Origin of the sequence: Desulfonatronovibrio magnus (assembly GCF_000934755.1) — a bacterium.
GTDB classification, from domain to species: domain Bacteria; phylum Desulfobacterota; class Desulfovibrionia; order Desulfovibrionales; family Desulfonatronovibrionaceae; genus Desulfonatronovibrio; species Desulfonatronovibrio magnus.
Genome location: NZ_KN882181.1, coordinates 1 through 6,538 on the forward strand (window position 1 = coordinate 1; position 6,538 = coordinate 6,538).

Consider the following 6,538-nt stretch of genomic DNA (forward strand, 5'->3'; position numbering starts at 1 on the left):
GATCCAGTCTGTGAGGATCTGCTTTAATAATTAGATCCTGAATCCTGCAATCATTTCAAAAGAGACGGGTGAAATCTGGAAACAAGCAGCAGTTATTCCGTGATATTCAGTATGTTCCGTGGGCAAGCTCTTTGAATCCTGCAAGGGCTGTCTATCAGTGCGTGATCATCTGGAAAGGCACAGTAATTTGCTAATGATTTAAGCCAAAAAATGGCGAAAGTCATTTAACTTTTAAACACTGGGGTCTGTGTTCTGGGTTGCAAATATGGTTAGCCATAAAATGTTGATGAAATGTATGTTTCTCATTTTATGTTTAAAGTAATCATACTTACCCAAACAATAATCACAGGTCAACAATTTTTGATGTTATAATTGTCGTTGAACACTTCACTCTATTGATACTGTGGGGAGTATTAAGCGTTTATGGAAAGTCAATTGGGAACGATCCCGAAGCTTAGAGGAGGCTTAATGGGGCCTTTTTCTGCACCTCCATCTAAGTAACTAAAACCAAATTAGAAGCAAAATCAGGCACTTACACATTTCAGTATATTTGCTCTTGTTCCCAGACTGGAGCCTGGGAACAAGAAAAACAGCCTCAACGCGCTAGAGATTGCCGCGCTCGCCCCAGTTGAATGGCTGCGCCTACACTGCGTGTATTCAACGAGGTAAAAAGACTCGCTCGCAATGACACCTGAGCTGAGCTGTCAGGGATGTGGTTGCTGAAAACCTGTCACCCACGAGGGAGCCTAAGCGACCGAAGTAATCTGTATGGCAAGACCATAATACTTTGAATTTATTGCTAATTTAGTTTTAGTTACTTGTAAGCTTTTCACCTGGGCGGATCAGGACCGAACGTGTGAGTAACTTTACGAATCTGTCACTTTTCTGAAAATTGGGACAGTCCCCCGCGAGGTACTTTAAAAAAGATTGATGCTGCATTGGTTCCTGAAAGAAATTTGCTTAAATGATAAAATTTACACAGCGAGGGACAGTCCCTGTGCCAGGCGTAAAGCTCTCATCTTTGACGGAACTTTGCTGGCAAATGTGCATGAATCATAAGCAAAAATCATAAAAATGTGAGAATTGTAACCATTTGAATTTATTATCAAAACGATTGTAGTTACTTAGAAGTTCGGTCCAGGGGCGCCCGGGTGAGGAGCTTCCAAGCTCGTCCAGACAGCAAGTTATCTTTGGTCATGGAGGGTGATTGAAAGGGGATCATTTGGCGGTGGCAGATGGGAATTATAATTAAGGTTGCTTAGTAACTTATCGCCTCAATTCTGTAGAAAAAAACAAGAAATTTTAACCCTGATATGAGATGTCCAAGATCCTGATTCTTCAGCCTTCAGTCTTCAGCCTTCAGTCTTAAGCCTTCAGTCTTCAGTCTTGTGCCTTCAGCCTTCAGTCTTCAGCCTTCAGTCTTCAGTCTTGTGCCTTCAGCCTTCAGTCTTGTGCCTTCAGTCTTCAGTCTTGTGCCTTCAGCCTTCAGTCTTGTGCCTTCAGCCTTCAGTCTTCAGTCTTCAGCCTTCAGTCTTCAGTCTTGTGCCTTCAGCCTTCAGTCTTAAGCCTGAAAAGAATGTCCTTGTTAGAAATTGGATTGTGGGCTTTGCCCGCATTAGACTGTACCATAAAAAAACCCCGAGCGTTTGACACCCGGGGTTAGATAGTTCCTGGTCTGGAGATTGTAATCAGCTTACAGCTGGCTTGACAATAGCTCCTGAACGAAGGCATCTGGTGCATACACTGAGCCTTCTTACTTTACCCTGCCTGTCCTGGGATCGAACTTTCTGCAGGTTGGGCAGAAATCTTCTTTTGTTACGGTTGTTGGCGTGACTGACGTTATTTCCTACCTGGGGCTTTTTGCCGCATACCTCACATTGCTTGCTCATGATATTTTCCTCCCGGAATAAATGTATAAATTTTGAATATCAGGTTCTGCTGAAGAGCTTGTATGCTGATTTACCATAAAGCAAAACTCATAAACAGTAAAAGTATTGAGTCTCTTCAGCAGCCTGTCAGGGGTACTTCGTCCGCATAAAAAGGAGTTATTTATATTCAAAGTAAAAAAATTGCAAGAGCAAAAATCTTGACATTAACCATCATGAAAAGATAGTAAGCTTTTTCGGCATTAAACAGGACTATTAATCCACATAATAATTATGCAAAACAAGTGGTTGCTGATTTCTGAAATCCCGGTCCAAGGCCGGGAGTTTTATTTTGATAACCCTCAAGACTGGGCTGCGCTGTGGAAGCAGTCCGGGCTTGACTGCTCGGTTAACAAAAATTTATACGCTCACCTTGAAGTTTTTCCCCAGTCTCAGGGAATATACATTAAAGGCAGCATTCAGGGTAATATTTCTTTAGACTGCTCAAGGTGCCTGGAACGGGCTGATGTTCTCATTAGTCATGATTTTGATATCTTTGAAGATTATGATGACTTCAAATCCGAACAGTCTGACTCTGCGCTGCTCAAGTTTGAAAACGGCAACTGGTACATAAGTATATTGCAGACAGTTCTGGAGCAATTCATCCTTGCCTTGCCTGTCAAAATTATTTGTTCTGAAAGTTGCTCAGGGTTATGTCCGGATTGCGGTAAGAATCTTAACCGTGACGAGTGTGTTTGTGGCAGGGAATACGGCGACCCAAGACTGGCTGTCTTTAGAAATATAAAAATTCAATAAACATATTTCAAGACAAGAATATTTTTCAGAGAGCTTTTGACTGTCAAGTTCGTAACCAGTCACATGCAGATACAACACCATTAATTATGAATCATTAAATGTATGAAAGAGGTATAAAATGGCATTACCAAAAAGTAAAACATCCAAGTCCAAAAAAGGCATGCGCAGATCACATGATCGTATCCCAACCCCCAACTTTATTTATTGTGAGTGTGGTGAATCCACTCTACCCCACAGGGTCTGTCCTGACTGCGGCACTTACAAAGGGCGTCAGTACTTAAGGCCAAATCAGGATGCAGCAGAAATTTAAGCCAAGAATTGCCATAGATGCCATGGGAGGGGATTTTGGTCCTGAAGTGGTTGTTCCGGGCGCTCTAAAAGCAGCACAAACTGATGGATTGAGCTTGCATTTTGTTGGTGATGAGCAAAAAATTAAAGAGACACTTAAGAAACATAAACATAGTGATCTTGATATTGAAGTCACCCATGCTACCCAAGTGGTGGAGATGTCGGAAAAGCCATCGGATGTCATGCGCAAAAAGAAAGATTCCTCCATTCAGGTCGCTTTCAGACTTGTCCGCCAGGGCATAGCACAAGGGGTCGTCAGCGCCGGGAACTCCGGAGCAACCCTGGCTTGCGGCATGTTTATTCTCGGGCGCATCAAAGGTGTGGAAAGGCCTGCCCTGGCATCAATTCTACCTTCAGAAAAAGGGCCACTGATTCTCATTGACGTAGGTGCCAATGTTGAATGCAAGCCATATCATCTTGTTCAGTTTGGGCTCATGGCCGAGGTTCTGGCCAGAAGCGTGCTCCATGTCAATCAGCCCAAAGTCGGTGTTCTGACCATTGGTGAAGAAGACGGCAAGGGCAATAACCTTGTCAGAGAAACTACCAAACTATTCAAGATGTCTTCCATGAACTTTATTGGCAACATTGAAGGCCGAGATTTTTTCACTGGAAAGGCAGACGTGATTGTATGTGATGGCTTTGTGGGTAACGTTTCATTAAAGCTCATGGAAGGCCTTGCTGTTTCTCTGACCAAGATTCTCAAAGAAGAAGTAAAGAAAAGCTGGCTGGCCAGGCTGGGTTTTTTACTTGGTATTAAAGCGTTAAAACGATTTGGAAGACGAATCGACTACGCAGAATACGGGGGTGCTCCCTTGCTGGGATTAAACGGTATAGGAATTGTCTGTCATGGTTCTTCCAATTCCAAAGCCATAACCAATGCCGTGCTTATGGCCGGCGAATTTATCAACAACCGAGCTAATGAGTTGCTTATTGAAGGTCTGGGGGCCAATAAGGAAATCAGTTTGTTCGGCAAAAAGGCTCTGCCCAAGTCAGCCTGATCTGGTTTATAAAGATCTTTTCTAATGATTAATAACTGCTATCTTTCAGGATTCAGCTTCCATGTGCCGCAACAGGTCATGACCAACAAGGATTTTGAAAAACTTGTTGACACCACAGATGAATGGATAACCTCGCGTACAGGTATCCACCGCAGGCATATTGCTGCAAACCAGTCCTGTTCCGACCTTGCCCTGCAAGCGTCTTTACAAGCCCTTGAACGCTCCGGTATCAACCCCCGGGATCTTACCCATATTCTTCTGACCACTTTTACCCCTGATGCTTATGTTCCCAATGCTGCATGCATATTAATGGAAAAACTTGGAGTCAGAGGTATTCCAGCCATGGATGTAAATGCTGCATGCACAGGGTTTATATACGGTATAGAATTGGCCAGAGCTATCTGCGCTCTTCATCCGGACTCCATGATTCTTCTAACAGCGTCTGAAGTGGTCACTTCCAGAATCAACCTTACTGACAGATCCACAGCAGTGCTGTTTGGTGATGGATCAGGTGCATGTGTCATTGCAGCCAAACCCTTCAGCAATATACCATCGTCCTGCTATGTGACAGATGTGCTTTTAGAGGCCGACGGTTCGCTGGGTTCTCTGCTTACCGTCAATGGTGGAGGCTCAGCACATGCCATGAAGCTTGGTCAGAAAGTTGACCATAATTTTTTTGTTCAAATGGAAGGCAGGGAAGTTTTTAAGCATGCAGTCAGATCGATGCGTGAAATTTCCCGGAAAATTTTACACAAAAATAACCTTACCATTGACGACATTGATCTTTTCATCCCCCATCAAGCCAATATGAGAATTATTGAGTCTTTATCAAAAAAAATGCAAATTCATCCAGACAATATTTTTATTAATGTACAGGATTACGGTAATACATCTGCCGCGTCCATTCCCATTGCTCTTGCAGATGCCTGGGAAAAAGGCAGAATCAGCAAGGGAGATCTGGTGATGCTGGTGGCATTCGGTGGAGGCTTTACATGGGGAGCAGTACTTGTTCAGTTTTAGCATATAAATGAGGTTTTATCATGTCAAAAGATACCAAAACTGCTTTAATTACAGGAGGTTCCAGAGGAATTGGCAGAGCTTGCGCCGTGAGACTGGCCAAATCCGGGTTTCAGGTGTATGTTACTTATGTCAGCAAGCCGGATCCAGCTGAAGAAACTTGCGCAATAATCCAGGAAGCTGGCGGAGTTGCCAGGGCCTTTGCCTTAGATATTGGTGATCATGAAGCAATAGTTGATTTTTTTCGCACCAGAATTAAAGATCAGGTTTTTTTAAGCGTTCTGGTCAACAACGCCGGCATGACCAGTGACGGTCTGCTGGTGAGAATGAGTTATGAACAGTGGGAAAGAGTACTGAGGGTGAATCTGAGCGGCTCTTTTTTCTGCCTGCAGCAGGCTGCCAAAATCATGATGCGCCAGAAATCAGGAAAAATCATAAATATCTCATCTGTAACAGCACAGTCGGGAAACCCAGGCCAGGCCAACTACACATCAGCCAAAGCGGGTTTGATTGGGTTGACCAGGACTGCAGCAAGAGAGCTTGCACCTCGAAATATTACTGTTAATGCTGTCACTCCTGGCTTTATTGAAACCGACATGACTGCTGGTCTAAATGACGACATAAAAGAAAAGTACCAGAGCACCATTCCACTCAAAAGGTTTGGAACTGCCGAAGATATTGCTGAAAGTGTTGCCTTTCTGGCATCTCCTGGCGCAGACTATATCACAGGTCAGGTACTGGGAGTTAACGGCGGCATGTACATGTAAGTATGGCCTGCAGCTATACTTTGAGGGTAAACAGATACGAAATATTTATAATTCAACAATACAACATCAAAAGCAAATGGAGGGTATAACAAATGTCCGTAGATGAAAAAGTGAAAGAGATTGTAGTGGAACAGCTCGGCATAGCACAAGAAGAAGTAAAGCCTGATTCAAAGTTTGTTGAGGATCTTGGAGCTGATTCTCTGGATCTAACAGAACTTATTATGGCCATGGAAGAAGAATTTGATATCGAGATTGACGATGAAAAGGCTCAGGAGATACTCACTGTACAGGCAGCTATTGATTATGTTAAGGCTAATCAATAGTTTTTTTGTTTGTGTACATAAAAACATATAGTTGTAAGTTCCTCACCCGGGCGGCCTGGGACCGAACCTGCGAGTAACTTATACTCCTCGTTTCCAGGCTGGATCTTGGGAACAAGGAAAAGCCTGGATTCCGGCTTTCGCCGGAATGACGATAAAGAGTAATAGCTTGCTTTAGCCGTCACCCCGGACTTGATCCGGGGTCCAGTTTTTTTAAAGTTACTTAGAGGCTCCTCACCCGGGGGGACCGGGACCAAACCTGCGAGTAACTGAAAATGAGTCTCCTCTATGGACTTTGGGACAGTCCCCGCGAGGTACTATAAAAAAGATTGATGCTGCATTGGTTCCTGGAAGAGATTTTCTTTGATGACAAAATTTACACAGCGAGGGACAGTCCCTGTGCCAAG

The 6,538-nt window shown here is 43.7% G+C and carries 7 protein-coding genes; 6 read left to right on the top strand and 1 reads right to left on the bottom strand.

Translation table 11 applies throughout. The features are described 5' to 3' along the window. Positions 1-1,688 precede the first annotated feature (1,688 nt). Positions 1,689-1,889, bottom strand: a complete 201-nt coding sequence (gene rpmB, locus LZ23_RS18775) for a 50S ribosomal protein L28 (protein WP_045216724.1) — start codon at positions 1,887-1,889, stop codon at positions 1,689-1,691. A gap of 270 nt (positions 1,890-2,159) precedes the next feature. Here rpmB and LZ23_RS18780 point away from each other — a divergent pair, with 270 nt between their 5' ends. The 6 genes from LZ23_RS18780 (at position 2,160) to acpP (ending at position 6,134) form a co-directional block, all read left to right on the top strand. Further along, positions 2,160-2,681, top strand: coding sequence for a YceD family protein (locus LZ23_RS18780; RefSeq protein ID WP_045216725.1), 522 nt, complete (start codon positions 2,160-2,162; stop codon positions 2,679-2,681). A gap of 118 nt (positions 2,682-2,799) precedes the next feature. Then, positions 2,800-2,991, top strand: a complete 192-nt coding sequence (gene rpmF, locus LZ23_RS18785) for a 50S ribosomal protein L32 (protein ID WP_045216727.1) — start codon at positions 2,800-2,802, stop codon at positions 2,989-2,991. Continuing rightward, a complete protein-coding gene (plsX, locus tag LZ23_RS18790; RefSeq protein WP_045216728.1) occupies positions 2,975-4,027 on the top strand; it encodes a phosphate acyltransferase PlsX in 1,053 nt (350 codons plus the stop codon). The genes rpmF and plsX overlap by 17 nt, the downstream gene beginning before the upstream one ends. A 24-nt stretch (positions 4,028-4,051) precedes the next feature. Beyond that, positions 4,052-5,047 (top strand): beta-ketoacyl-ACP synthase III, encoded by a 996-nt coding sequence (locus LZ23_RS18795; RefSeq protein ID WP_045216730.1) that lies wholly within the window; start codon positions 4,052-4,054, stop codon positions 5,045-5,047. A 20-nt stretch (positions 5,048-5,067) separates the two neighbouring features. Further along, entirely contained in the window at positions 5,068-5,811 is a 744-nt protein-coding gene (fabG, locus tag LZ23_RS18800) for a 3-oxoacyl-[acyl-carrier-protein] reductase (RefSeq protein ID WP_045216732.1), read from the top strand. 92 nt (positions 5,812-5,903) lie between these two features. Then, the gene (gene acpP / locus LZ23_RS18805) at positions 5,904-6,134 is read left to right on the top strand and encodes an acyl carrier protein (RefSeq protein WP_045216733.1); all 231 of its coding nucleotides are present in this window, start codon (positions 5,904-5,906) and stop codon (positions 6,132-6,134) included. The last annotated feature ends 404 nt before the right edge of the window (positions 6,135-6,538 follow it).

Coding starts and splice junctions, on each gene's coding strand:
- rpmB (WP_045216724.1), bottom strand. CDS start 1,889: ATGAGCAAGCAATGTGAGGTATGCGGCAAAAAGCCCCAGGTAGGAAAT.
- LZ23_RS18780 (WP_045216725.1), top strand. CDS start 2,160: ATGCAAAACAAGTGGTTGCTGATTTCTGAAATCCCGGTCCAAGGCCGG.
- rpmF (WP_045216727.1), top strand. CDS start 2,800: ATGGCATTACCAAAAAGTAAAACATCCAAGTCCAAAAAAGGCATGCGC.
- plsX (WP_045216728.1), top strand. CDS start 2,975: ATGCAGCAGAAATTTAAGCCAAGAATTGCCATAGATGCCATGGGAGGG.
- LZ23_RS18795 (WP_045216730.1), top strand. CDS start 4,052: ATGATTAATAACTGCTATCTTTCAGGATTCAGCTTCCATGTGCCGCAA.
- fabG (WP_045216732.1), top strand. CDS start 5,068: ATGTCAAAAGATACCAAAACTGCTTTAATTACAGGAGGTTCCAGAGGA.
- acpP (WP_045216733.1), top strand. CDS start 5,904: ATGTCCGTAGATGAAAAAGTGAAAGAGATTGTAGTGGAACAGCTCGGC.